The 22,130-nt window shown below is 50.1% G+C and carries 24 protein-coding genes and 1 pseudogene; 20 read left to right on the top strand and 5 right to left on the bottom strand.

Features of this window, described 5'->3' with window-relative positions:
- The first annotated feature begins 485 nt into the window (after nucleotides 1-485).
- From DZK30_RS10110 to DZK30_RS10065, 10 genes are all read left to right on the top strand, one after another.
- Entirely contained in the window at nucleotides 486-992 is a 507-nt protein-coding gene (locus DZK30_RS10110; protein ID WP_118974005.1) for a DinB family protein, read from the top strand.
- 60 nt (nucleotides 993-1,052) lie between these two features.
- The gene (locus DZK30_RS10105) at nucleotides 1,053-1,880 is read left to right on the top strand and encodes a hypothetical protein (protein WP_118974004.1); all 828 of its coding nucleotides are present in this window, start codon (nucleotides 1,053-1,055) and stop codon (nucleotides 1,878-1,880) included.
- 54 nt (nucleotides 1,881-1,934) lie between these two features.
- The gene (locus DZK30_RS10100; RefSeq protein ID WP_118974003.1) at nucleotides 1,935-2,999 is read left to right on the top strand and encodes a winged helix DNA-binding domain-containing protein; all 1,065 of its coding nucleotides are present in this window, start codon (nucleotides 1,935-1,937) and stop codon (nucleotides 2,997-2,999) included.
- A gap of 18 nt (nucleotides 3,000-3,017) precedes the next feature.
- A complete protein-coding gene (locus DZK30_RS10095; RefSeq protein ID WP_118974002.1) occupies nucleotides 3,018-3,617 on the top strand; it encodes a macro domain-containing protein in 600 nt (199 codons plus the stop codon).
- 415 nt (nucleotides 3,618-4,032) lie between these two features.
- A complete protein-coding gene (locus DZK30_RS10090; RefSeq protein WP_118974001.1) occupies nucleotides 4,033-4,620 on the top strand; it encodes a TetR/AcrR family transcriptional regulator in 588 nt (195 codons plus the stop codon).
- A 172-nt stretch (nucleotides 4,621-4,792) separates the two neighbouring features.
- Entirely contained in the window at nucleotides 4,793-5,152 is a 360-nt protein-coding gene (locus DZK30_RS10085; RefSeq protein ID WP_118974000.1) for a VOC family protein, read from the top strand.
- Nucleotides 5,153-5,157: 5 nt separating this feature from the next.
- Nucleotides 5,158-5,634, top strand: a complete 477-nt coding sequence (locus DZK30_RS10080) for a CYTH domain-containing protein (protein WP_118973999.1) — start codon at nucleotides 5,158-5,160, stop codon at nucleotides 5,632-5,634.
- 3 nt (nucleotides 5,635-5,637) lie between these two features.
- A complete protein-coding gene (locus tag DZK30_RS10075; protein ID WP_118973998.1) occupies nucleotides 5,638-6,207 on the top strand; it encodes a Crp/Fnr family transcriptional regulator in 570 nt (189 codons plus the stop codon).
- 77 nt (nucleotides 6,208-6,284) lie between these two features.
- Nucleotides 6,285-6,737: a carboxymuconolactone decarboxylase family protein gene (locus tag DZK30_RS10070; protein WP_118973997.1), complete on the top strand. Its 453-nt coding sequence runs from the start codon at nucleotides 6,285-6,287 to the stop codon at nucleotides 6,735-6,737.
- A gap of 75 nt (nucleotides 6,738-6,812) precedes the next feature.
- Nucleotides 6,813-7,343: a GNAT family N-acetyltransferase gene (locus DZK30_RS10065; RefSeq protein ID WP_118973996.1), complete on the top strand. Its 531-nt coding sequence runs from the start codon at nucleotides 6,813-6,815 to the stop codon at nucleotides 7,341-7,343.
- Here the strand turns inward: DZK30_RS10065 and DZK30_RS10060 are convergent.
- Both DZK30_RS10060 and DZK30_RS10055 read right to left on the bottom strand, forming a co-directional pair.
- Nucleotides 7,333-7,977: a response regulator transcription factor gene (locus DZK30_RS10060; protein WP_118973995.1), complete on the bottom strand. Its 645-nt coding sequence runs from the start codon at nucleotides 7,975-7,977 to the stop codon at nucleotides 7,333-7,335. The genes DZK30_RS10065 and DZK30_RS10060 overlap by 11 nt on opposite strands.
- Nucleotides 7,970-8,746: a sensor histidine kinase gene (locus DZK30_RS10055; RefSeq protein WP_162903001.1), complete on the bottom strand. Its 777-nt coding sequence runs from the start codon at nucleotides 8,744-8,746 to the stop codon at nucleotides 7,970-7,972. Before DZK30_RS10055 ends, DZK30_RS10060 begins: the two co-directional genes overlap by 8 nt.
- Before the next feature lie 442 nt (nucleotides 8,747-9,188).
- On the opposite strand from DZK30_RS10055, the gene DZK30_RS10050 reads away from it, so the two are divergent.
- Nucleotides 9,189-9,977 (top strand): HEAT repeat domain-containing protein, encoded by a 789-nt coding sequence (locus DZK30_RS10050; RefSeq protein ID WP_118973993.1) that lies wholly within the window; start codon nucleotides 9,189-9,191, stop codon nucleotides 9,975-9,977.
- Here the strand turns inward: DZK30_RS10050 and DZK30_RS10045 are convergent.
- On the bottom strand, nucleotides 9,953-10,588 hold the full coding sequence (locus DZK30_RS10045) for a LuxR C-terminal-related transcriptional regulator (protein ID WP_118973992.1): 636 nt from the start codon (nucleotides 10,586-10,588) through the stop codon (nucleotides 9,953-9,955). The two genes, DZK30_RS10050 and DZK30_RS10045, sit on opposite strands and share 25 nt — an antisense overlap.
- Nucleotides 10,589-10,856: 268 nt before the next feature.
- Complete coding sequence (locus DZK30_RS10040; protein ID WP_118973991.1) at nucleotides 10,857-11,525, bottom strand: response regulator transcription factor; 669 nt, start codon at nucleotides 11,523-11,525, stop codon at nucleotides 10,857-10,859.
- Between the two features lie 442 nt (nucleotides 11,526-11,967).
- Here DZK30_RS10040 and DZK30_RS10035 point away from each other — a divergent pair.
- Both DZK30_RS10035 and DZK30_RS10030 read left to right on the top strand, forming a co-directional pair.
- A pseudogene (locus DZK30_RS10035) lies at nucleotides 11,968-13,386 on the top strand (immunoglobulin domain-containing protein); the annotation flags it as partial.
- 951 nt (nucleotides 13,387-14,337) lie between these two features.
- Nucleotides 14,338-15,465 (top strand): T9SS type A sorting domain-containing protein, encoded by a 1,128-nt coding sequence (locus DZK30_RS10030; RefSeq protein WP_162903000.1) that lies wholly within the window; start codon nucleotides 14,338-14,340, stop codon nucleotides 15,463-15,465.
- A gap of 78 nt (nucleotides 15,466-15,543) precedes the next feature.
- Here the strand turns inward: DZK30_RS10030 and DZK30_RS10025 are convergent, their stop codons facing one another.
- Complete coding sequence (locus DZK30_RS10025) at nucleotides 15,544-16,875, bottom strand: DEAD/DEAH box helicase (RefSeq protein ID WP_118973988.1); 1,332 nt, start codon at nucleotides 16,873-16,875, stop codon at nucleotides 15,544-15,546.
- 103 nt (nucleotides 16,876-16,978) lie between these two features.
- Here DZK30_RS10025 and DZK30_RS10020 point away from each other — a divergent pair, with 103 nt between their 5' ends.
- From DZK30_RS10020 to DZK30_RS09990, 7 genes are all read left to right on the top strand, one after another.
- Complete coding sequence (locus DZK30_RS10020) at nucleotides 16,979-17,728, top strand: NYN domain-containing protein (RefSeq protein WP_118973987.1); 750 nt, start codon at nucleotides 16,979-16,981, stop codon at nucleotides 17,726-17,728.
- 17 nt (nucleotides 17,729-17,745) lie between these two features.
- Nucleotides 17,746-18,459: a helix-turn-helix transcriptional regulator gene (locus DZK30_RS10015; protein WP_118973986.1), complete on the top strand. Its 714-nt coding sequence runs from the start codon at nucleotides 17,746-17,748 to the stop codon at nucleotides 18,457-18,459.
- Nucleotides 18,460-18,506: 47 nt separating this feature from the next.
- Nucleotides 18,507-18,965: a GyrI-like domain-containing protein gene (locus tag DZK30_RS10010; RefSeq protein WP_118973985.1), complete on the top strand. Its 459-nt coding sequence runs from the start codon at nucleotides 18,507-18,509 to the stop codon at nucleotides 18,963-18,965.
- Nucleotides 18,966-18,979: 14 nt separating this feature from the next.
- Nucleotides 18,980-19,336, top strand: coding sequence for a DUF1801 domain-containing protein (locus DZK30_RS10005; RefSeq protein ID WP_118973984.1), 357 nt, complete (start codon nucleotides 18,980-18,982; stop codon nucleotides 19,334-19,336).
- 122 nt (nucleotides 19,337-19,458) lie between these two features.
- Complete coding sequence (locus tag DZK30_RS10000) at nucleotides 19,459-19,782, top strand: hypothetical protein (RefSeq protein WP_118973983.1); 324 nt, start codon at nucleotides 19,459-19,461, stop codon at nucleotides 19,780-19,782.
- 68 nt (nucleotides 19,783-19,850) lie between these two features.
- Entirely contained in the window at nucleotides 19,851-20,879 is a 1,029-nt protein-coding gene (gene pheS, locus DZK30_RS09995) for a phenylalanine--tRNA ligase subunit alpha (RefSeq protein ID WP_205529406.1), read from the top strand.
- Nucleotides 20,880-20,976: 97 nt separating this feature from the next.
- Nucleotides 20,977-21,954, top strand: a complete 978-nt coding sequence (locus tag DZK30_RS09990; protein WP_118973982.1) for an NAD-dependent epimerase/dehydratase family protein — start codon at nucleotides 20,977-20,979, stop codon at nucleotides 21,952-21,954.
- The last annotated feature ends 176 nt before the right edge of the window (nucleotides 21,955-22,130 follow it).

Below are 22,130 nucleotides of genomic sequence, written 5' to 3'. Positions count from 1 at the left end.
AAAATGTCTGTAGACAAAGAAACAAGCAACCCTGCCATTGCTCCGTAGGAGCAAAATGTCTGTAGACAAAGAAACAAGCAACCCTGCCATTGCTCCGTAGGAGCAAAATGTCTGTAGACAAAGAAACAAGCAACCCTAATTTTGCTCCTACGGAGCAAAATGTCTGTAGTAATAGATAGAGACATTTATAAACCAGTAGCTAGGCCGGCTGGCTTGCCGGACAGGCCGGTCTGTAACCCCTCCAGAGATAACGTAAAGGTTTGAATAAAAGTAGCCATGGGAAAAGGGCTTTTGACACAAAAATTTCAAAAGAACGAATGTTCGTTTATTACAGAATCGACTATTTGCAATCTTAGCCCATTTCTATAGATAATTTCCAGATTGAGGATTTAGGAAAAAATTTCTCCGGGCGCCCGAAAGGGACTGCCATAGGGTTGTCAGTACCACGCCCTTACTTTGTACTATCAAAATAAAAAAGACACAACATGGAAAACAACACAGCAACCGCAACTACGATGCCGACGATTATGATAACACCCGAGGAAATGCTCCAGCATTGGCAAGGCCACCGCGGCCTTACCCGCAAGACAATCGAAGCCTTCCCCGAAGACCAGCTCTTTACGTTTTCGATAGGCGGTATGCGCACTTTCGCAGCCATGCTGCATGAGCTCATCGATATCGCTGCAGGCGGTGTAAGGGGTATCGCCACCGGCGAATGGAAAACACTGATGCACGGCGATGATGATGCTTTTCCCAAAGACAAAGCCGGTATCATAAAGCTCTGGGATGAAGTAACCGAGATCATTAATACCTATTGGCCGCAGATAAAGCCAGGACGTTTTCACGAAGTGGAGAAGGCTTTTGGCCAGTATGAAAATAAGGTATATGCTTCGCTGCTTTACTTCATCGATAATGAAATCCATCACCGCGGCGAAGCCTATGTATACCTGCGCGCATTGGGTATCCAGCCACCTTTTTTCTGGGAGCGATAATAAATAGGCAATACATTGACTGTGATTTCGTTTTTATGGATACAAATAACATCACTATCCATGAAAACGAAACATGTCATTGTGCTTCTGTTGTCCGGCCTGTTTTTTGCTGGTTGTAGCAAAAAACAAGCCGATATCCTTCCTCCGGAACCGGTAGATTCGACTGTTGGCGATGTACCTATTCCCTTTGACTATGACGGTCTCATGGGTACAAAACCAAACCTTCCTTATCCAACCTATATCAGCCCGGTAACGGGCGTGTTTATTGCTGACCGCGAGCGGAGAATATTACGGGACAGCACATCGATGGTCGTAATCGAAGATAAAATGTGGAATACCGCTACTTTTCGTGGCACCAACGGACGTATCGGAACCTATGCCGGTGATGTGCAGTTGAATGGCGTTTCCCTCTTATACGACCCGCCGCATGCTTTCTATATGAATACAGATCCTCTGCTGTGGCATGCTGCCGGAAGCAATACCTGGTCGGCTGCCGGAAATGCGCCTATATCGGCCATCAGCCAGTTAGTCGACACTACCTTTCCGCAATTTACGGGTACCCTTCCCGATACGATCCCGGCCAGTAGCAACTTTAGCTTTACCTTCGACAACAGCAATCTGCGACATGCTAATTCGGCTTATCTCACTGTCTATGACAGCAACATGAGATTGGTATATACCAATATTGTCGGGCCCTCCGGGGGAACAGTTGCTTGTAATGTCGGCGCCCCGCCTCTTACCAATTCCTGGCTTTGGATCGGAAACAGGCGTTATTATGGTGTGTGGATCCAAGTTGTTTGCTATAATTACGAAATTCATCAATTTGGCGGAAGATCATTTGCCTTTGTCCGGCAAAGCCGGCTGTTGAAAAATGTGGTGGTCCGGTAAGTAAGCCAATGCCGGCGAGTTCCTTATCTTAGTACTCCGGGAGGGCCATTGCCTATGAACCAAAAAGAACTTTTACGATACCGCCTGCAATCCCAGCGCCTGCTGCAACCAGCGGTTGGATCGGCTCAGGAACTGGTATCCTGGATGGGTGCTGTACAGGCGCAGGACTATGCCATGTGCAAATGGGCCTTGGGCGTAAGGTTGCCATCGGCAGATGATGCACTTATAGAAGCGGCGCTCGAATCCGGCGAGTTGATACGCACGCATGTGCTGCGGCCTACCTGGCACCTGGTCGCTCCCGCCGATGTCCGCTGGATGCTGCAACTCACGGCGCCCCGTATCCATGCCTATGCCCAGACCTATTATCGCAAAGCGGAACTGGATCAGAAGATCTTTACCAAAGCGCATAAAGTGCTGGAGCGTATATTGCACGGCAAACATCTCGATAGAACAGGTATCAAAACGGTATTTACCAAAGCCGGCATCAATACCGACGATCTGCGGCTGACGCATATACTGCTGCATGCCGAGCTGGAGGGCCTTATCTGCAATGGTCCCCGCATCGGAAAGCAGATTGGTTATGCCCTGCTGGAAGAGCGCGTCCCTGCTGTTGCGACTATAGACAATGACGAAGCGCTGGCGATGCTCGCCCGGCGCTACTTTCAGAGCCATGGCCCGGCTACGGAAAAGGATTTTTCCTGGTGGAGCGGGCTCAGTCTGACGCAGGCCCGGAAAGGTATCGGGCAGATCGTAAAGGAGATGGAAAAGGTAAGCTTTGGCGGACAGGATTTTTGGTTTATTCCTCCTGCTCTTGATCCGGTTGCCAAAACCACAGTCTACCTATTGCCCAATTATGACGAGTATACCGTAGCTTATGCCGACCGTGCCTTGCTGATGAGCCAGGAGAAAGACCATACTATATCGCGGGACAATCCTTTATTCAGCAATACGATTATTGTGGATGGTAAAGTACGGGGAACCTGGAAGCGCAGCATTAAAAAAGATTCAGTCGCGGTAGCCACAGAGTCCTTCGAACAGTTACCTGCAACGCGTCGTAAGCAGCTGGACAGCGCCATAGAGCAATACAACCGATTCCTCTTTCCCTCCCAAAAACGGTGATCCCATAATTACGCGCGTATGAATATCCTGTTATGTGCCATCGCGGCTAATCTTGCAGAAGCCTGGAATATGTTTTTCAAAGAAGCGGAAAACGTCCGTATCCTGGAAACAGATATTACACAGCTCTCCTGCGATGCCATTGTGAGCCCTGCCAATTCTTTCGGCTTCATGGATGGCGGTCTTGATTATGCCTTGTCTGAACGCTTTGGCTGGCATATCGAAAAAGAGTTGCAGGCCCGCATTAAAGCCTTGCCCGAAGGAGAGTTGCTGGTGGGGCAAAGCCTCTTGCTGGAAACCGGCGATGCCAAAGTACCCCTTATCATTTCAGCACCGACGATGCGTATACCCACCAATTTCAATATCGACACCTCGGTAAATGCTTACCTGGCTATGAAGGCGGCCCTTATTGCCGCGGTAAAGGAACCCCGTATAGCATCGGTTGCTATACCCGGCATGTGTACGGGTGTGGGTGGCATGCAGCCGGTGATCTCGGCAAGACAAATGTACCAGGCTTATAAAGAGATCATACTGGGCGAGCGAATGGATTTTGGCAATTTCGGAGATGCGCAGAAATATCATCGCAATATCAATCCGCAAGGTATGATATGGACCAACTGATCCACGTGTTAGCGTTTGTAATTAACCGCCAGGTATAGACGAACGAAATTGGATTTACAACTACCAATTATGGTTAAGGCTTATCATTAACCGCAAAGGTCGCTAAGCAATACGCCAAGGGCGCAAAGGATGAGCACGGTATTCCAAGGTATATTTTCCCCACAAACGAAAATTGGATCCGCGGCAACATCGGGATCCGGAATTTGCCAACTGCCAAGTACTAATTACACATTAAGGCTTATCATTACGGCCAAGGTCCAAAAGATTCGTAGGATGTTCCTGGTAGAAAGATGATCAGGGAACTGCCGGCTGTTGGCTATGCTTCACAACATCTTTTAGCAAAGTATCTTTCACTGGAAAAAGAGGCTGCAAATAAAAAATTTTAAAAGAACGAACATTCGTTTATCTTTGCATCGTGAGAGCAAAAGATTACAATAAAGAAACGGCCATCAGGGAACAGGCTATCGCCATGATCGTGGCCGAAGGTTTTCATGGGCTCAGCATGCAAAAGCTGGCCAAAGCGGCGGAGATATCTCCGTCCACCATCTATATCTATTTCGATAGCCGGGAAGACCTGTTGAACAAGTTGTTCTATTATGTTGAGGATATCTTCAACAGGGAAACCCTGAAGGGCTTCGATCCGGGGATGGGTTTTGAGGAGGGCTTGTGGCTGCAATGGAAGAACCGATACCGTTATGCGCGGGAGTATCCGCTCCATTTCTTTTTCTCGGAGCAGTTCCGGAACTCGCCTTTGATCCGTCATAAGGATATTCGCGAAAACCAGTTCCGTAGCGCCATGCAGGAGTTTGTGCAGCGCTCGGAGCAGCGGGGCGAGATTGCCGAGCTGCCGCCGGAAGTGTTCTGGTCGCTGGCTTACGGGCCTTTTTATACCCTGCTTAAGTTCCATATGGGGCAAAGCAACATGGCCGGTAAATCTTTTGCGCTCACAGATCATAAACTGAAGCATGCCTTCCGTCTGGTGCTGAAGGCGCTGATGCGGTAAAAATTCGGTAACTATCCCGATGCTTGTCTCTGTTACCGTTGCCGTGCTTGTCGTAGCCTTGCGTTATAAATAGCTCCTTCGAATAAGCCCGGGGACCGGATTGCTTTATTTTATGCCGGGGTAGCCAAAAAAAATTTTTCAAACAAAAAAGAACGAACGTTCGTTTATTATTATGATATTGAATCATCTTAGCCTGTCTGTTGCCCATGTAGCAGAGACAGCAACTTTTATTACCCGTTATTTCGATTTCACGCTTCTGCAAATGAAGGGTGACAAGATCGCCGTGCTGGAGGGCGCCGGTAACTTTATCCTGGTGCTGACCACGTCAAGACCCGGAGAAGACCCCTACCCTGCCGATTTCCATTTCGGTTTTATCCTGGACGATACCCAGGCGGTTACAGCGCTCTACGACCGTCTGCTCGGCGATGGTGTGGCAATAAGCAGGGTGCCGGCCCATATCCGCAGCAGCTTCGCTTTTTATTTTCACATGCCGGGCGGCATTATGGTGGAGATTAGTTGTAATTTGCCTTGAATTGTATGGCGATCGAAATCGAAAGAAAATTCCTGGTTGACGCGGACCGCTGGCAGGCCTTGTCCAAGCCGCAGGCAGCAATGCTGGAGCAAGGCTATATTACTACCGATCCGGAAAGAACGGTAAGAATAAGGATCGCCGGCGAAACTGCATGGCTCACCGTCAAAGGCCTTACCAACGGCGCATCCCGTACGGAGATTGAATGTGGCATCCCGGTGGCAACTGCGGGAGAGCTGCTACAGGCATTTGCGCTGAACAGTATTCGTAAGAGAAGATATACAATCGACCACGAGGACCATACCTGGGAGGTCGATGAATTTCTTGGTGATAACGAGGGCCTGATTGTAGCCGAGCTGGAGCTGGAAACAGAGGATGCATTGTTTACCAAACCGGAATGGGTAACCGATGAAGTGACCCACGATGCCCGCTATTTTAATGCTGTGCTTGCCCGGCATCCTTTTAAGACCTGGACTATACCATAATCGATGGAAGCGCTTTTTCAACATATGGAGCGGTACATCAAGCTGCGGGAGGAGGACAAAGTTCTGCTCTCCGGCGCGCTGTCCCTTCGTGAGGTGAAGAAAAAAGAGCATTTACTGGAAGAAGGCCGTCTGTGTCCGTATAACTATTTTGTCAGCAAAGGATGCTGCCGCCTGTACTATGTTAACGACAAAGGCATAGAGCACACGGTGCAGTTTGGTATTGATGGCTGGTGGATCACCGATCTCATGGCCTACGTAGGCGGGCAACCTTCCGGGTATTACCTGCAGGCTGTAGAAACCGGAGCAGTTGTGCTATGGGACAGGCGTACGGAAGATGCTTTACTGCAGCAAATCCCGGCCCTTGAACGTTATTTCCGTTTGGTGCTCCTGCGTTCTGCCGCGGCGGAACAGCAACGGAACCGGTATCTATCCGATTTTTCGGGAGAAGAACGCTACCATCATTTTAATAATTCCTTTCCCGAATTCGTACAGCGCGTGCCGCAATATATGCTGGCTTCTTACCTGGGCTTTACACCCGAATTTCTCAGCAAGATCAGGGCCCGTAAGGCCTGAGCACCATTTCTTGGAATAGATTAAGTTTTTTGAAACAGGACGATACGACCTTTGTCCTGTAAAAAATTCGAGTCTATATGAAAGAAAGGATCAAGATTCCCACTGTACTTCCCGAAGGCTATAAAGCGATGGCCGGTTTTGCGCGCTACCTGGAGCAAACCAGCCTCAAGCCGCAGCACAAAGAGCTGATCAAGATAAGGGCTTCACAGATCAATGGCTGCGCCTATTGCGTGGATATGCATAGCCGCGATGCCCGCCGGCTGGGCGAAACGGAGCAGCGTTTATATGTCCTGAGCATATGGCGCGATACGTCCTTTTTTACCGAAGAAGAAAAGGCGGTACTCGCGCTCACTGAAGAAGTAACGCTCATCCATCAACGGGTATCCGACGCAACCTATGAGCATGCCATTGCTGTATTGGGTGAACAATATGTGGCAGAAGTGATCATGGCTGCCATCATCATTAATGGCTGGAACAGGATCGGTGTCGCTACCGAAATGATGCCGGCACCGGAAACAGTAACGCAATAGACAGCTGTTTGCGGCGATAACACGAAAAAGGGTCTGCTCTTTTCATGTTATTTTCGTGCGGGTAAAACAGCAGCTATGGAATATCATCTGGAAACCGAAAGATTAGGATTGCGTAGCCTGAACGGAAACGATGCGGCACATATCCTGAAGCTGGATACGGCAGCAGATGTGCTACGTTACCTGCCCGGCACATCAATAAACAGCCTTGAGGAAGCGGCGGCTGTGATCGCCTACATACAGCAACAATACACTGCTAACGGGATTGGGCGTTGGGCGATGATACGTAAGGCAGACGGCGCCTTTCTTGGTTGGTGCGGTATCAAATGGGTGAATGATAAGGAAACCAACGGCAGGACCGGCTACCATGATATCGGCTATCGCTTGTTGCCTGCCTTCTGGCAGCAGGGCTATGCCTTCGAAGCGGCAAAAGCCTGCTGTGACTACGGTTTCGCCACAATGGGCCTGCAGGAGTTGCATGCTACGGTGATGGAGGGCAATGTGGCTTCTGCCCGTATCATAGAGAAGCTGGGCATGCAACTGGTTTCCCGGTTTGAAGAAAATGGCAACCTGTGGCGCTGGTATACCCTGAAGGATGTTAATCGGTAACGACGCCGGTACGCAGTGCGTAGATGGCCAATGCCGTTCTGCTTTTCAGCCGCAGCTTTAAGAAGAGCGCGTCGCGGTAACCATGAACGGTATGGAGACTCACCTTCATGAGGTCGGCGATCTCTTTGTACGATAGATCGGAGCAGCAGTATCTCAGGAATTCGGTTTCCCGGTCGGTAATATTGATCGTCTGCCAGTTGTTTGATTTCCTCAGGGAGTTGATCAGCATCAGTTCGGTATGGAAATAACCTTCAGTATGCAGGGTTTGCAACGCATTGGACAACTCGTCGGGGTCGGCTCCTTTATGCAGGAAGCCTTTGGCGCCGGAGCGCAGCATGCGTACGATGCTGAATTCATTGTCGAACATAGAAAGGGCCATGACCTTTATGGAAGGATAGTGTTGCTTCAGCTGAGCGGTGGTTTCGTAGCCATTCAGCTCGGGCATATTAATATCGAGAATACAGATGTCGGGGACAATTGTGGTGGTTTGCAGCAGCTCAAGCAGCTCACGGCCGTTGTGGGCCTGGAGCACTACCTCGTAGGCGCCCATTGTTTTGATGAGTTCGGCGAGACCATTGCGCATGATCGTATGGTCGTCGGCAATGGCGATGGTGATCTTTGGTTGTTTACTCATGTTTCAGTTTACAGGTGAGTACCAGGGTAGTACCTTCACCAGGTTGGCTAATGATATCGAAGCTGCCGTCGAGCAATCTTATCCGTTCTTGTATATGCCGCAGTCCCGAACCCCTGCCAAAGCTGGTTTCATAGTCCATCCCGCGGCCATTGTCGGCGATCAGCAGGCTCAGTATTCCTCCGGCGTAGCTGATGTGGATATTGACCGCCGTCGCTGCGGCATGCTTATGTACATTAATGACGGACTCCTGCAGGATGCGGAACAGCAGCAGATCCTGCTCTACGTTTAGCCCCGGTAAATGCTCGCTATAGGTAAAGGTACATTGAAGGTTGTAAATTAAAGAAACAAAAGCCAGTTCTTTTTCTATAGCATCAAGCAGGCCTATTTTCTCGATGGTAGGCGGATCGAGCAGGGTTCCCAGCTTACGCAGGTCGCTGATGGACTTTCCCATACCTGAAACAACCTCCGAGAAAGTATCTGCTTCTTGGTTTACGCCCATCCTTTCGGAAAGCGCGGCGAGCTTCATCTGGACACCGCTGAGCACTTGCCCTATATTATCCTTGATCTCGTTGTTGACATGATGCAGCGCCTGCTCCTGCACTTCGAGCCGGCTGCGTAGCAGTACCTGCTCATAATGCTGCTCACTTTTCCATGGCGCCTCCAATTTCCTGTCTCTTAATTCTTTCTGCCGGCGTCGCCAGGAGGCCAGCAGCAGCAGTATCAGCATCAGCAAGCATCCCGACAACAGCAGGACGATTATATCGTTCATCTTCCCAAAACGCATTTTTACGGCCGCAAAGTAGCTTGGTCCGATGGATTTTCAAACCCCACGTTGGTACCCCGTGTAAAATGGGGATTGTTGGTTTGGCGCGGATTTCGGACATTTGACTTCCTGTTTTGATCGGATGATCTGGTTAAAATGGATTGGTTCAAAAAAGTAAGTACGCCGCTGATCCTGTTATTGCATCAGCAGTTAGCGACAAGAAAGAGCCCGGGCCTTTGGGCCTGGCGTCGCAAACCCTATCAGCGGTGAAAAAGAACGCCGGTTCGCCCCGAACCGGCGTTTACTTTTGCAAAGCGATGACCATAGACCGGCCCCCATGCAGGAGGGGAGTTACCGGTTATCGTCTTGTGCTGACATCGCGCTGCTCAGGCTGGTCCGGATCCGCGAATTCCTTTAATCCATTTATTTTTGCCGCGTATTACACCCTATGGCTTTCTACGACCTTGAGAAGAAGGAACGCGCCGCACTGGCCGCCGATATCGGCCGGCAGATGCGAGAGGCTTTCCTGCAGCACGATATGGTGCTGCTTGTACTTTATTTTTCCGATAACGACACTTACATACGGAAGACTGCCTACACAGCGACCGGCCGCATTTATGCCGCCGTACCCGATCAGCAGGACACTATTACCAGTCTTCTGCAGCGGCTGGCGGGGCATCCGTACGATAAAGTACGGCAAACAGCAGTCAACGCGGCCGGAGAAATAGGAAAAACAGAATTTGAGCGCATGCGCTCTCTCTTCGACCAGGGACTATTTGACCCTGCGCACGTCGTACGCAATGCCGTTATCGGATCGATAAAAAAAATGGGAGCGGTGAATCCCGGGCCTGTGCTGGCCTGGGCCCGCGAATACCTGCACCATCCCGATAAGGAGATCCGCCGGGAGATCTGTCACGGCATCGAGCTGAGAGGAAGAACGCATCCCGGCGACATACTACCCCTGCTACAGGCGCTTCAATGGGACGAGACCGCAAGGGTGCGGAATACACTGGTCCATGTGATAGGGCAGATTGCCTATAAAAAAGGTTGTCTGGAACAAGTAGCGAGCGCCTTGCTGGAATGGGACAACAACCAGGTGGTGCAAAAAGCGCTTGCCGAGATCGTATCTGTACATCATCGTTACCGCAATTTTGCCGCGCTGCGGCCAGAAGAGGCCCGGGCCTACCTGGCTGTCCGCTTTGATGGCATAGCTCAACTGCCCGAAGACCCGGAATAGATACCGTTTCTTACGGCATAGACAATGAGATCGGCGGTGCGGCTCAGGTTAAGCTTACGCAGGATATTGCGCTGGTGATATTGTATGGTATGCGTGCTGACACCCATTTCCCGGGCTATGTCCTTAATGGTATGACCTGCGCAAAGCTCCCGCACGATATTCTTTTCCTTGTTGGTCAGCGATAATTCGTGGTGCTCCTCCTTATAGGCGGCATTGAGGAAATGCATCCGTAAGCTCTGGCTGATAAACCGTTTGCCCGATCTTATGGTATAAATGGCCTCGATCAGTTCCTTCGTATCTGCATTTTTGGAAATAAAGGCGTCGGCGCCCGCTGTCAGCGCCTGCTTTATGGTGGGCAGATTGCTGATGCCGGAAATTACTGCGATGCGCGCCTGGTGCAGCTTCCGGCGTAACGTATCAATTACCTGCAAGCCACTCATCCTGGGCTCGTTCATATCGCAGACCACAATGTCGATACCGGAGAGATAAGGTTCAAGGGAAAAGCAAAGCTCATCGCTGATATACACTTTCCCGATATCGGGCTGGGCAAGCAACCGGTACCTGAGCGCATCAGAGAACAAGCGATGCCCGTCGATCAGCAAAATATTCATGAATAAAAATTATAGAACAACAGCACCACCCTGGAGAAGCGCCTAATCTCAATTGAAAAAGAAAAGGGCAAAATTCCGTAAAGGCTTCGGTTAGACTAATATTTTATGCTGATAATCAACAAAGGTCAGGTTTAATTTATCCGGGGCCCGGATAAAGCCGTTGCCTTATGTTTTATACTGGTAGAATTACGGTGAAAACACAAATAATCCCGGGGACACTCGTAACGTAGCCCCGGGAATAGTAAAATTATAGTAAGGCGGTGTAAAACTACTGTGTAAGCTCTAAATCGTTGATGTTGACCAATCCGTTTTTAATAGCATAGAGTACCAGGCCGATGATATTTTTTACAGACATTTTCTCAATGATCTTTTGCCTGTGAAAGTCTACGGTCTTTTCGCTGATAAATAAAAGATGACCTATTTCTTTGGCTGTCTTTTGAAGGCAAACCAGTTTAATGATATCCATTTCACGGTCGGAAAAGCCCGGTATCTTCAGTAAGGTTTTTACTTCCGGATTGCCACGGGCAAAACGGTTGATGATGACCTCTACGGCCTCTTTGGAATAGAACTCTTCATTCGCTGCTACTTTTTCGACTGCCTGGATCACCTCTTCAATGTCGCCCGATTTGAAAATCAGTCCTTTAGAACCGGCCTTCAACATTTCCATCACCTCACTATCGTCGTCGAAATGAGAGAGGGCAATGACCCTGACCGCCGGATTTTGTTTTAAGATCTGATTGGTTGCATCGATCCCGTTGGTTTTTGGGATATCTGTATCCATAATCACTATATGTGGGTTCAGCTCGCGGGCCAATGCTATGGCATCTTCCCCGGTACCGGCTTCACCCACAATTTTGAATTGACTTTTCTGACTTAAAAATTCTTTTAATCCGAGCCGGAAGATCGGATGATCGTCGACAATAAGAATCTCAATCATTATATTATTTTTTAGTGCTATGGATATGATTTATACTAGTGGCTATACTTTATGCTTCTCCCGCATCCTGATAATCACCAGGTTGATCCCGGAAAAGGATAAAAAATGCACCAGGGTTTGTAATATGATAATTGGATACTTTGTAAAACATAATGCCTGAAAATGAAACTCAATTATGTTATAATTATTGCAATATAAAGCAAAATATTTGAATTGTAGCTAGTATATTTACTAGTACTTGTATAGTAATTCTATGAGATTGTCGTTAAAATTAGTGGTAAGCTCTAATTTAATTTAGTATAACTAATAATCCTCATTTAAGGAAAGGCGCTGAACTTTGCTATGTATACCGACAGGATGTAATGTTTTAGGCATAAGCCAAAACCCTATATAAATATTACCGCGTATCCATTTTAACCAAAGTAAAAAACGCTAACTGGCAATGAAAAAGAAAACTCTACACTTATGGGATAGACTACTGTTCGCGTCAGTACTGCTCGCCCTTCTATCAAGCCCATTCTTTGCAAATGCGCAACTCACCCGAAACTATGCAACGAACGCCATCGCGCATAGTAATGGCGGTGGCCTTATTCCCACAACCTTCGATGTTCCCGACTTTGCAAATGCTTCCGACGGCATACTCGCCACCTCCGCTACACTGCAAGCCCAAACAGTGTTGCTAGGCCTGCTCTCACAAAAGAGCAGCTTTGCGGAAGTTGGTTTTTCCGCCGATGTGCCGGATGGCGCTACCATTTACGTACCCGTACAGGACGATACGGCACAAGGCCTGCTTTCGGTGCTCGCAGGCGGCACACTGGGTAACCTGGTAACCGGCCTGCTGGGTAACCAGCGTATAGAAGTAGCTATCAAAAACAATGCCGGGACTGTGGTGGTCAACTATAATTCTGGCGGCGTAGGCACCCGGGTGTTTTCTCAGGGTCGCTTCAATTTCGTAAAAGACGCCAGCGGCCAATCTTACATTACTTTCAGGGCAAGCGCAGGTATTTCCTATAGTAGGATACGTGTAAGCGTCTTTACCGGAGGCCTGGTTGCTTCCAGCTATACGCTTAAGATGCAGGATGCCTTCTATCTGAGCGGCGCCTACGACCCCTGCAATCCTTTTGTCACTACTTCTTACGATGCAACCGGCGCTACGCTGGGCGTGCTGACCGGTACCGATGGTCTGCCGGTGAAGAACACGCAGCTCGCGATTGACAATGATACCGCTACCGCTTCTACTTTCGGATATGGCGTAGCCACTGTCGCTTTAGGTTCTACATTTAGCCAGAGCATCCATTATTCCAACTTATCCAAGCCGGGCGACCAGGTAAAGCTGAGGCTGAGATTCCCGCAAAGCCTGCTTTCGGCCAATGTGCTCAATACTATGACTATTGACGCTTACCGCCACGATACCCTCGTTAGCAGCTCCAGCTTCAGCGGTCTGTTGAATGCCCAGTTGCTTGCGCTCATTACGCTGAACCTCGGCAACAATATACCAGCCGTATTCCAATTGAAAGTGGATACTTCTGCTGCACAGAATATGCAGTACGATGAGATCCGCGTTACCTACCAGCAACTGGCCAATATTTCGGTGTCCCAGTTCATAGAGCTGTATGGTGTTGAGCGGGTACCCCCGGCGCCTATAGTACCGGTACCTCCGGTGACCAGCTGCCCTGGTACTGCTATGCATCTCGCGGTCGCTAACGTGAAGGCCGGTACCAATTACAAATGGTATAACGACGCCGGTACGGTAGTAAGCACCGATACGGCCTATAATATGACCGTTCCGGCCAACAATGTTACCGTCAACTTCTATGTTACCACCTCTACCTGCCCCGGTGTTGAGTCAGCCCGCATACCGGTAGCCGTTACCGGTACCAATGGCAATTGTGTCTCCTTCAGCCCGATCGCCTACCTGCAGGGTACCTTCGACGGCAACCGCAACAGAGACGTAACCGCTACATGGGCTGCAATACTCGCGGCCAATGCTACCAGCCAACCTTATAATGTTCCGCCATTCAACTACCCCGGTACCGAAACAGTATCCCCGGCAATATTCACTTCAACTTTGGCCAATAACGATATCGTGGATTGGATGCTTCTCGAGTTGAAAGATGCTGCCGGTAACCTGGTAGACCGTAAAGCAGTATTTGTGCTGGAAAATGGTAACCTGGCCAACCTGGACAAAACACAACCCGTGGTAATGAAAGCGCTATCGGGCTCTTATTTCCTTACGATCAGACACCGGAATCACCTGGCCTTGAGCAGCAATCTTACGCCATATGTTGCCGGTGACAATTTATTCGATTTCACTAGCGCAACCGATGCTACCTTATTTGGCGATGCCAATGCCTTTATAACACTCAACGGACATACGGCTATGCGTGGTGGCAACGCCAACAGCAACAGTAACACCCGGTTCAACGGTGCTACCAACGACCGCGACGTGATACTCCAGTACCTTGGAGGTAACGAGGCATCGACCATATTCAATGTGTACACGCCTGTTGATGTGAACCTGGACGGCAATGTACGTTTCAATGGTAGCGGCAACGATCGCGATGCGCTGCTGCTCAACCTGGGCGGAAGCGAATTCATTACCATATTTGAGCAAAAGAAATAAGGTCTTGCAAAGCAAAAGACAGAGCAATAACTGTTTCATATGCTATCGATACTACAGCAATAAATAGGGTAACAAGACCTTCCACCGCTTAAGGGTGGGAAGGTCTTGTTACCCTATTCAAAAAGAGAGTATACCCAAAATTTACTTTTACCACCAATCATAATGCTTAACCATTTAATGTCTCCTTGTATGAAAAGAATATCTCTATTTTTATCTACCCTTGCCTTAACCCCGCTTTTTGCCGACGCTCAGGGCATACAGGGTACACTGATCAACGGCGCTACACCCAATTCCGTGATTGTAAGAATCAAGAATAATACAGCTGCTGCCATCTCCGGCAACCTTGTCAGCATGCGCTTCGGTATCCGGATACCCGATCAGGGCGCAGGTAATCCTACGCTGACTGCCACCAGCCTGATGGCAACTCCCGGCAGCATTACCTATCCGGCTCCCTATACCGAAAATACCTTCCATTACTATGACGTTTCTGCCGTGATTAACGGAGGCAATCCCGTAGCTATCCCCGTCGGTGGCGAGCTGAATGCCTTCAATGTAACTTTTGCCAACGGCGTGGGCACATCCAATGTCGAACTCGTGGGCAGGTTCTTTGACGGCACACCTGGTTCGGCCGGGGCCAATGATGCGACCGAATTCTATGTATCTATTGATGGCGCCAACTCTACCGATCAGACTACCCGTTTCTACGGCAACGGGACTAACTCTGTTGGTCTGTCCAATACCCCTACGATCAGTACAGTAGGTCTTGGCGGCGTAGTGTTGCCGGTAACCTTTACCCATATCGAGGCCAACAGGGACGGCGCCAACGCACTGGTAACCTGGGGTACCGCTTCGGAAACGAATAACCAGGGTTTCGATATCGAGCGTAGCGCCGATGGTAAAGCATTTGCCAAGATCGGCTACCAGCGCAGCCTGGCGATCGGCGGCAACAGCGACGAAAAGCTCGAATACAGCTTTACCGACAGCAAACCATTGCCCGGCTTGAACCAGTATCGCCTGAAGCAGTTGGATAAGGACGGCAAGGCCACTTACAGCAAGGTTGCCCAGGTGATCTTCGGTGGCGCCGGCGCTGTAAAAGTATTCCCCAATCCCGCCAACAACGGTAAAGTGAATGTGGATGCCTCAGGTGTGCAAAGCATCGAAGTATTTACACTCACCGGTCAGAAACTGAATGTGCCCGTAACTTACGGTACTAACAGCCATGAGTTGAATATTTCTTCCCTGGCCAGCGGAAGCTATACTGTGCGCATCAATACTGCCACAGGCGCCACCACTGAAAAACTGGTCGTACGCCATTAATACACCAGCCGCGTTACACATAAGAAGGGCTGTCCACAATTCGGACAGCCCTTTGTTTCTTATTAAGAAAGGCGCTCTTTATTTGGCTACCTCTACCTTTGCTTTCTTTCCTTTGATCCGCTCATCCTTCAGCAGGTGCAGCACGTGGCTGGCCTTTACTTTGCGAACGGCAACAAAGGTGCTGAAATCTTTGACATCTATGAGGCCGATATCTTCTTTTTTCAACTCCCCTTTTTGCGAGAGGAAGCCCACGATATCTATTTTATTTACTTTGTTCTTTTTGCCCAACGGAACATATAAGGTCGTCCACTTCGGCTTTTCCGGCAACTCGTAAGGACCCTGCAGTCCGATCTCCTCCGTTTCCTCAGCCGGAATATAGGCCGGCAGCTTTTCTTCGGGAGAAAGGATCAGTATGGCGGTGCCGCTGGCGTCCATCCTGGCTGTACGACCGTTGCGGTGTGTGTATACCTCTTCTGTAAGTGGCAGATGGTAGTGGACAATGTAGCGTATATTGGGAATATCGAGTCCCCTGGCGGCCAGGTCGGTAGTGACCAGGATATTGGCCGAACCGTTGCGGAACTTGCACAGCGCCGTATCGCGGTCGCGCTGCTCCATGGCGCCATGGTAATATTCATTGGTAATGCCTTTGTTCCATAGCAACTCGCTGGTACGTTCGACAGATTCCCTGTGGTTGCAGAAGATAATGGTAGAACGGTTGCCCAGGTAACAGACCAGATCAAATAAAGTGTCCAGCTTGTCTTTATCCCTCGAATGCACCACCTTTATGGCCAGCGCATTATCCCGGTCTTCCTGGTCTGCGAGGAAGTTGAGCTCCTGCGCGGCATCGAGCCCTACAAAACCGGGAATATCGACGGCATCTGTAGCTGAGGTGAGGATACGTTTTTCCAGCTGTGGCAGAGCGCTTATAATTTCCGACATTTCTTCCTGGAAGCCCAGCTCCAGCGATTTATCAAATTCGTCGAGCACCAGCGTCCGTATAGCGCCGGTCTTGATATTTTCCCTTCGTATATGATCGGCGATACGGCCCGGAGTGCCTACAATCACCGCAGGCGGCTGTATCAGGTTATTCTCTTCAATCTCCCTTTTATGACCGCCATAGCAGCAAGTGATCTTATAGCCGGTACCCATTTGCTTGAATACTTTCTCGATCTGCATGGCCAGCTCCCGGGAGGGAGCAATGATCATGGCCTGCGTATGCTTCTCTGCAGGATCCAGGCGGCTCAGCACCGGCAGCAGGAAAGCCAGTGTTTTTCCCGAACCCGTTGCTGAAAGGAGGATCACATCACGGTGTTGCGTGTTGGCATCGATCGACGCCAACTGCATCTCGTTCAGGGCTTCTATATTGAGGTTGGCCAGGATCTGGTCCTGATCATAGTTGTTATGCGACATTGCTGCAAAAGTACGAAAGAATGAGGGCCTTTGCCCTGCCTTATTTTTACCTACATTTGTTTATGACAGCTTTGTCTACACTGCTGTTCAAAAAATAAACCATATGGACAACGAGCTGAAACTCGCCGTACTCATCGACGCCGACAATGTGCCTTATTCCAATATCAAAGGGATGCTGGAAGAGATCGCCAAGTACGGCACACCCACCTTCAAGCGTATCTATGGCGACTGGACCAAACCCACGCTCAGCGGCTGGAAGTCGGTGCTGCTGGAAAATGCAGTTACGCCCATACAGCAATATGCCTATACCTCCGGCAAAAATGCGACCGACGCCGCTTTGATCATCGACGCCATGGATATCCTGTATACCGGCAATGTCGATGGCTTTTGCATTATCTCCAGCGACAGCGACTTTACCCGGCTGGCTACCCGCCTGCGTGAAGCCGGCAAGCAGGTGTTTGGTATGGGTGAAAAGAAAACGCCAAAGCCTTTTATAGCATCCTGCAACAAATTTATCTATATCGAAATCCTGCCCAAAGAGATAGCAGAGTCGGAAGTTGCCCAACCTGCGAAGACCGCAAAAAAGGGAAAGGAAAGAGCGCCGGCAGCCAAAGGCAACAAGGCATTGAACAAGCTCATCATAGGCAGCATACAAGACCTGGCCGAAGAAGACGGCTGGGTGTTTCTGGGTGTGCTGGGCAACCTTATCCTGAAGAAACAGCCCGACTTTGATTCCCGCAACTTTGGTCATAAGAAGCTACTGGACCTCATCAAGAGCATTCCGGGTGTCGAAGTAGAAGAGCGGTTAACGGGTAAGAGCCATACCCCTCATTTTTATGTAAGGGCCCACTAGCCCGGTAAATATTGACCATGCCGGCCGAAGAGAAGACCCGACTTGCCCGACTCACTGCTATCCTGCTGTTGCTTCAGTCGGGCAGGCTGGTAACGGCAGCATATGTTGCTCAGCGGTTCGAAATCAGTATCCGAACGGTATACCGCGATATCAGGGCGCTGGAAGCAGCCGGAGTACCGGTGCTTGCAGAAGAAGGTAAAGGCTACCGGCTGATGGAAGGCTATACTTTGCCGCCCGTTATGTTTACCGAGACGGAGGCCAATGCCCTGATCACCGCAGAACAGCTTATCCGCACCAACAGGGATGCCTCCCTGGTAAGAGATTATACAGAGGCGGTGACCCGCGTTAAAGCGGTACTTCGGCAACAGGTCAGGTCCCGTTCGGCATTGCTGGCCGAGCGTACCGTATTCCGGCAAAACCCGGCGGCGGAGCGCACCAGCAGCCATTTATCGGCCCTGCAGCTGGCGCTTACACATTTCCAGGTAGTAGGGTTGCGCTACAAAGCAGAAGGGCCTGATGCGCCGGAAGAACGGATAGTAGAGCCTTTTGCACTGTACAGCACACAGGAGAACTGGATATTGGTGGCCTGGTGCCGGTTAAGAAATGCTTTCCGCTCCTTTCGTCTCGACCGTATACACACCTTGCATCCCCTGCAGGAACATTTTGCACCGCATGCGCTCACCCTCGCACAATATTTTGACATTTGCCGGGAAAATGCGCAGCACCCCTGACATATGGTTGACGCAGACGCCCTGTAGCTTTGTAAAAAAGCAAAACCATGACGTACGCAAAAGAATCTTTCCACGTAACGGGATTATCGATCAGGACCAGCAACGATCCAGGTAAAGCAGAGCGGGATATCCCCGCACTCTGGGCCCGTTTTTTGTCTTCCGCTGCTGCTACCGATATTCCCGGTATTACGGGTAGCGACATCTATTGTGTCTATACGGCGTATGAGGACGACCATACAAAACCTTATACCGTAGTGCTCGGCTACCGTACAGATGCTCCGGAAGCAATACCCGCTCCCTACAGGAGCATTACAGTACCGGGCGGCGCTTACCGGAAAGTAAGCGTTGCCGGCCGGTTGGCAGACGGCATTGTTGTCGAAGCCTGGATGCAGATATGGCAATCGGGTTGGGATAGGGCCTATACAGCCGACTATGAAGTGTATGGTGCCGCGGCGCAGGACCAGGAAGCGGCTGAGGTCGATATTTTTATAGCGGTAAAAGATTAAAGCCAATCCCGGTTATGCTACGTCCCATAGACCAGTATTTTGAGCGCATGGAAGAGCCGGCGAGAAGCTGTATGCAAGCGCTCCGTTCGGCCTTGTTGCGGTTTGATCCCCATATCGCCGAGGCCTGGAAATACCGTATGCCTTTTTATACGTACAAAGGAAAGATGTTTTGTTATCTCTGGACGCGGAAAGGGTCGGGACAGCCGTACCTGGGCCTTGTGCAGGGAAAAATGCTTACACACCCGGATCTGCTGAGCGAAGGGCGGAAAAAAATGAAGATCCTGCTGGTGGACCCGCAGCAGGATCTTCCACTGGAGCAATTGTATGGGATACTGGAAATGGCCAGGACCTTTACTGAACGAATCCCTTAGATTTGCAGGTTTACTGATTTGCTGCTTGTATATAGATTTATATTTTTAAAATTTAAACAAAAGCACCACGCAAATCATTATTCTTTCAGGTCGCCGCTTGGGCGACTGCAAATACAGAGTTCATGCTGTCCCGCGAAGAGAAATATATTTACGATTGGGAAACAAGACGTGGCAGAGGGAAATGGCGTTATGTAACCCTTACGGCTCTTGTATGGGGTACTATTGTTCCTGTGCTTGTGGCTGCATTCAAGCTGGCCTTTAAAGGGCTGCTTTCTTTCGGAATGCTCTTCGATATAATCAATTGTAATGCTTTTCTGTATACCTGGCTCAAGTTTGCTGCCGGCTTTTTCGCTTTTGCCCTGTTGATGTGGCACCTGGCCAAAAAAAAATACCAGGAGCTGAAGCGTAAGCAAATGGCCCGGCAAGAGCTGCAGCTACCCCGGTAAACTACTTCCCTTTCTATTTTGCCATCCGCCTTCCCCGTATCCCGGCGGAAGCTTATCTTTGTCGCCTTATGGAATCGTTGAAAACGCGAATTGAAGCGTTAACCCAGGAGATCAAAGCCACCGTACCGGCAACCAAAGAAGAGCTGGAGGCCTACAGGATCAAATTTCTCGGCACCAAGGGCCTTGTAAAAGAGGTGCTGGCCGGGATGAAAGAGGTGCCCGCCGATCAGAAAAAAGAAGCGGGTCAGCTGTTGAATGCCTTTAAGCTGCTGGCTGAAGGTCATTATGAAAGCTTTAGCCACCTGCAGGAAAACAGCACAGCCGGTATGCAACTGGCCGATCTGTCGCTACCCGGCGCCGATCGCCCCCCGGGCACCCGCCACCCGCTCAGGATCGTAGAGAATAAAATCGTCGAGATCTTTGAGAAGCTGGGTTTTGGTGTTGCCGAGGGTCCGGAGATCGAGGACGACTGGCACAATTTTACATCGCTCAATATGCCCGCCGATCATACGGCAAGGGATATGCAGGATACCTTTTACGTAGCCCAAAATCCCGACTGGCTGCTCCGTACCCATACCTCCTCTGTTCAGGCCAGGGTACTGGAAGAAGGCAAGCTGCCGGTAAGGGTGATTTGCCCAGGCCGTGTATACCGGAACGAGACCATCAGCGCCAGGGCGCATTGCTTTTTCCACCAGTGTGAAGGATTGTATATAGACGAGAACGTTTCTTTTGCCGATCTGAAGCAAACGCTGTACGCCTTTGTTACCGAAATGTTTGGCGAGCATACGCGTGTGCGGTTCCGTCCTTCTTATTTCCCGTTTACAGAACCCAGCGCCGAAATGGACATCAGCTGCACCGTATGTGGCGGCAGTGGCTGCAGCCTGTGCAAGCATACCGGATGGGTTGAGATACTGGGCTGCGGCATGGTGCATCCTGATCTGCTGCGCAATTTCGATATTGATCCCGAAAAATATAGCGGCTTTGCTTTTGGTATGGGTGTGGAACGCATTACGCAGATCCGTTACCAGGTCAATGATCTGAGGCTGTACTCCCAGAACGATGTACGCTTTCTGAAGCAATTCCGGGCCAATGCATAAAATGGAGACGGGTCGCCGGTAACCAACCGGTGACCCGCTTTTTTATTGATACAAATACACTTACCGGGCTGCCGGTGTAAAGCAAACAGCGTTCTCCTTGATACTTGTTACAGGCGCCAGCGGGTTTTTAGGCCAGCATTTACTCGAAGTATTGGCACAACGGCCGATGCCGGTGAGGGGCTTGTATCATAGCCGTAAACCGGATATCGATCATCCCAATCTCAGCTGGATGCCCTGCGACCTGCTCGATGTATTTGCCGTGGCAGAAGCCATGGAGCGTGTAACACAAGTATATCACTGCGCCGCCATAGTATCGTTTGATCCTGCCAAGAGCGACCGCATGATCCGGGAAAATGTGGCAGGAACAGCCCATCTCGTGAACGCTGCCCTGGAGGCCGGTGTACAACGGCTGGTCCACGTGAGCTCCGTAGCGGCCCTGGGCCGTGCCGCTGCCGCCAATGGCGCACCGGGCCTCATTACCGAAGAAACCCACTGGGAAGAGCATAAAAGTAATTCCCCTTATGCCGAAAGCAAATACCTCGCCGAAATGGAAGTATGGCGCGCCATGGCCGAAGGGCTGAACGCTGTGATCCTCAACCCCGGTATTATCCTGGGCGAAGGCGACTGGTCCAAAGGATCGGCGCGCCTGGCGCAAATCGTATACGACGAATTCCCCTGGTTCACAAGAGGCGTTAATTCCTGGGTCGACGTGAAAGACGTAGCCACCGCTATGGTGCGGCTGATGGACAGCAGTATATGTGAGGAGCGGTTCATTATCAGCGCCGGCAATTTCTCCTACAAGGAAATCTTTACCACTCTGGCCAAAGCCATGGGCCGCAAACCGCCTTTTAAAGAAGCCAGCCCCTGGATGTCGGAGATCGTGTGGCGCGCCGAAGTCTTAAAGAGCAGGCTGGCCGGTAAGGAGATCACCATCAGCAAAGCCTCGGCCCGTACGGCACAGAGCCAATACCTTTACAACAACCAAAAATTCCTGCAACAGTTTCCCGATTTCCACTACCATAGCCCCGAAGACACCTGCCGGAGAATAGCCGCAGCCTTCAGGAAACATCATTGATCCCGGCCAGTCAGGCCTTAAGGGAAAACCGGTATTTCCTAAAAATGACCCTGAAAGGGTTATAGCAGCAATAGCCATTGGTTATACCTTTACGGGGCAATGCAGGTGGCATGTCTTCCGCTGATTGTTGATCCCCGGGATTAACATTAATTAGCAGAAGAATGATTGCTGGCGAT

Source organism: Taibaiella koreensis (genome assembly GCF_003545715.1).
GTDB classification, from domain to species: Bacteria; Bacteroidota; Bacteroidia; order Chitinophagales; family Chitinophagaceae; genus Taibaiella; species Taibaiella koreensis.
The sequence above is the reverse complement of the archived record's forward strand: the minus strand, read 5'-3'. Positions and strand labels throughout refer to the sequence as shown.

Bases quoted from the DNA above. Each gene is read 5' to 3' on its own strand.
- DZK30_RS10025 (WP_118973988.1), bottom strand. From the start codon at position 16,875: ATGTCGCATAACAACTATGATCAGGACCAGATCCTGGCCAACCTCAAT.
- pheS (WP_205529406.1), top strand. From the start codon at position 19,851: ATGGAATCGTTGAAAACGCGAATTGAAGCGTTAACCCAGGAGATCAAA.
- DZK30_RS10005 (WP_118973984.1), top strand. From the start codon at position 18,980: ATGCTACGTCCCATAGACCAGTATTTTGAGCGCATGGAAGAGCCGGCG.
- DZK30_RS10105 (WP_118974004.1), top strand. From the start codon at position 1,053: ATGAAAACGAAACATGTCATTGTGCTTCTGTTGTCCGGCCTGTTTTTT.
- DZK30_RS10030 (WP_162903000.1), top strand. From the start codon at position 14,338: ATGAAAAGAATATCTCTATTTTTATCTACCCTTGCCTTAACCCCGCTT.
- DZK30_RS10070 (WP_118973997.1), top strand. From the start codon at position 6,285: ATGAAAGAAAGGATCAAGATTCCCACTGTACTTCCCGAAGGCTATAAA.
- DZK30_RS10055 (WP_162903001.1), bottom strand. From the start codon at position 8,746: ATGAACGATATAATCGTCCTGCTGTTGTCGGGATGCTTGCTGATGCTG.
- DZK30_RS10060 (WP_118973995.1), bottom strand. From the start codon at position 7,977: ATGAGTAAACAACCAAAGATCACCATCGCCATTGCCGACGACCATACG.
- DZK30_RS10000 (WP_118973983.1), top strand. From the start codon at position 19,459: ATGCTGTCCCGCGAAGAGAAATATATTTACGATTGGGAAACAAGACGT.
- DZK30_RS10020 (WP_118973987.1), top strand. From the start codon at position 16,979: ATGGACAACGAGCTGAAACTCGCCGTACTCATCGACGCCGACAATGTG.
- DZK30_RS10100 (WP_118974003.1), top strand. From the start codon at position 1,935: ATGAACCAAAAAGAACTTTTACGATACCGCCTGCAATCCCAGCGCCTG.
- DZK30_RS10015 (WP_118973986.1), top strand. From the start codon at position 17,746: ATGCCGGCCGAAGAGAAGACCCGACTTGCCCGACTCACTGCTATCCTG.
- DZK30_RS10010 (WP_118973985.1), top strand. From the start codon at position 18,507: ATGACGTACGCAAAAGAATCTTTCCACGTAACGGGATTATCGATCAGG.
- DZK30_RS10080 (WP_118973999.1), top strand. From the start codon at position 5,158: ATGGCGATCGAAATCGAAAGAAAATTCCTGGTTGACGCGGACCGCTGG.
- DZK30_RS10045 (WP_118973992.1), bottom strand. From the start codon at position 10,588: ATGAATATTTTGCTGATCGACGGGCATCGCTTGTTCTCTGATGCGCTC.
- DZK30_RS10040 (WP_118973991.1), bottom strand. From the start codon at position 11,525: ATGATTGAGATTCTTATTGTCGACGATCATCCGATCTTCCGGCTCGGA.
- DZK30_RS10065 (WP_118973996.1), top strand. From the start codon at position 6,813: ATGGAATATCATCTGGAAACCGAAAGATTAGGATTGCGTAGCCTGAAC.
- DZK30_RS10075 (WP_118973998.1), top strand. From the start codon at position 5,638: ATGGAAGCGCTTTTTCAACATATGGAGCGGTACATCAAGCTGCGGGAG.
- DZK30_RS10095 (WP_118974002.1), top strand. From the start codon at position 3,018: ATGAATATCCTGTTATGTGCCATCGCGGCTAATCTTGCAGAAGCCTGG.
- DZK30_RS10050 (WP_118973993.1), top strand. From the start codon at position 9,189: ATGGCTTTCTACGACCTTGAGAAGAAGGAACGCGCCGCACTGGCCGCC.
- DZK30_RS10110 (WP_118974005.1), top strand. From the start codon at position 486: ATGGAAAACAACACAGCAACCGCAACTACGATGCCGACGATTATGATA.
- DZK30_RS10085 (WP_118974000.1), top strand. From the start codon at position 4,793: ATGATATTGAATCATCTTAGCCTGTCTGTTGCCCATGTAGCAGAGACA.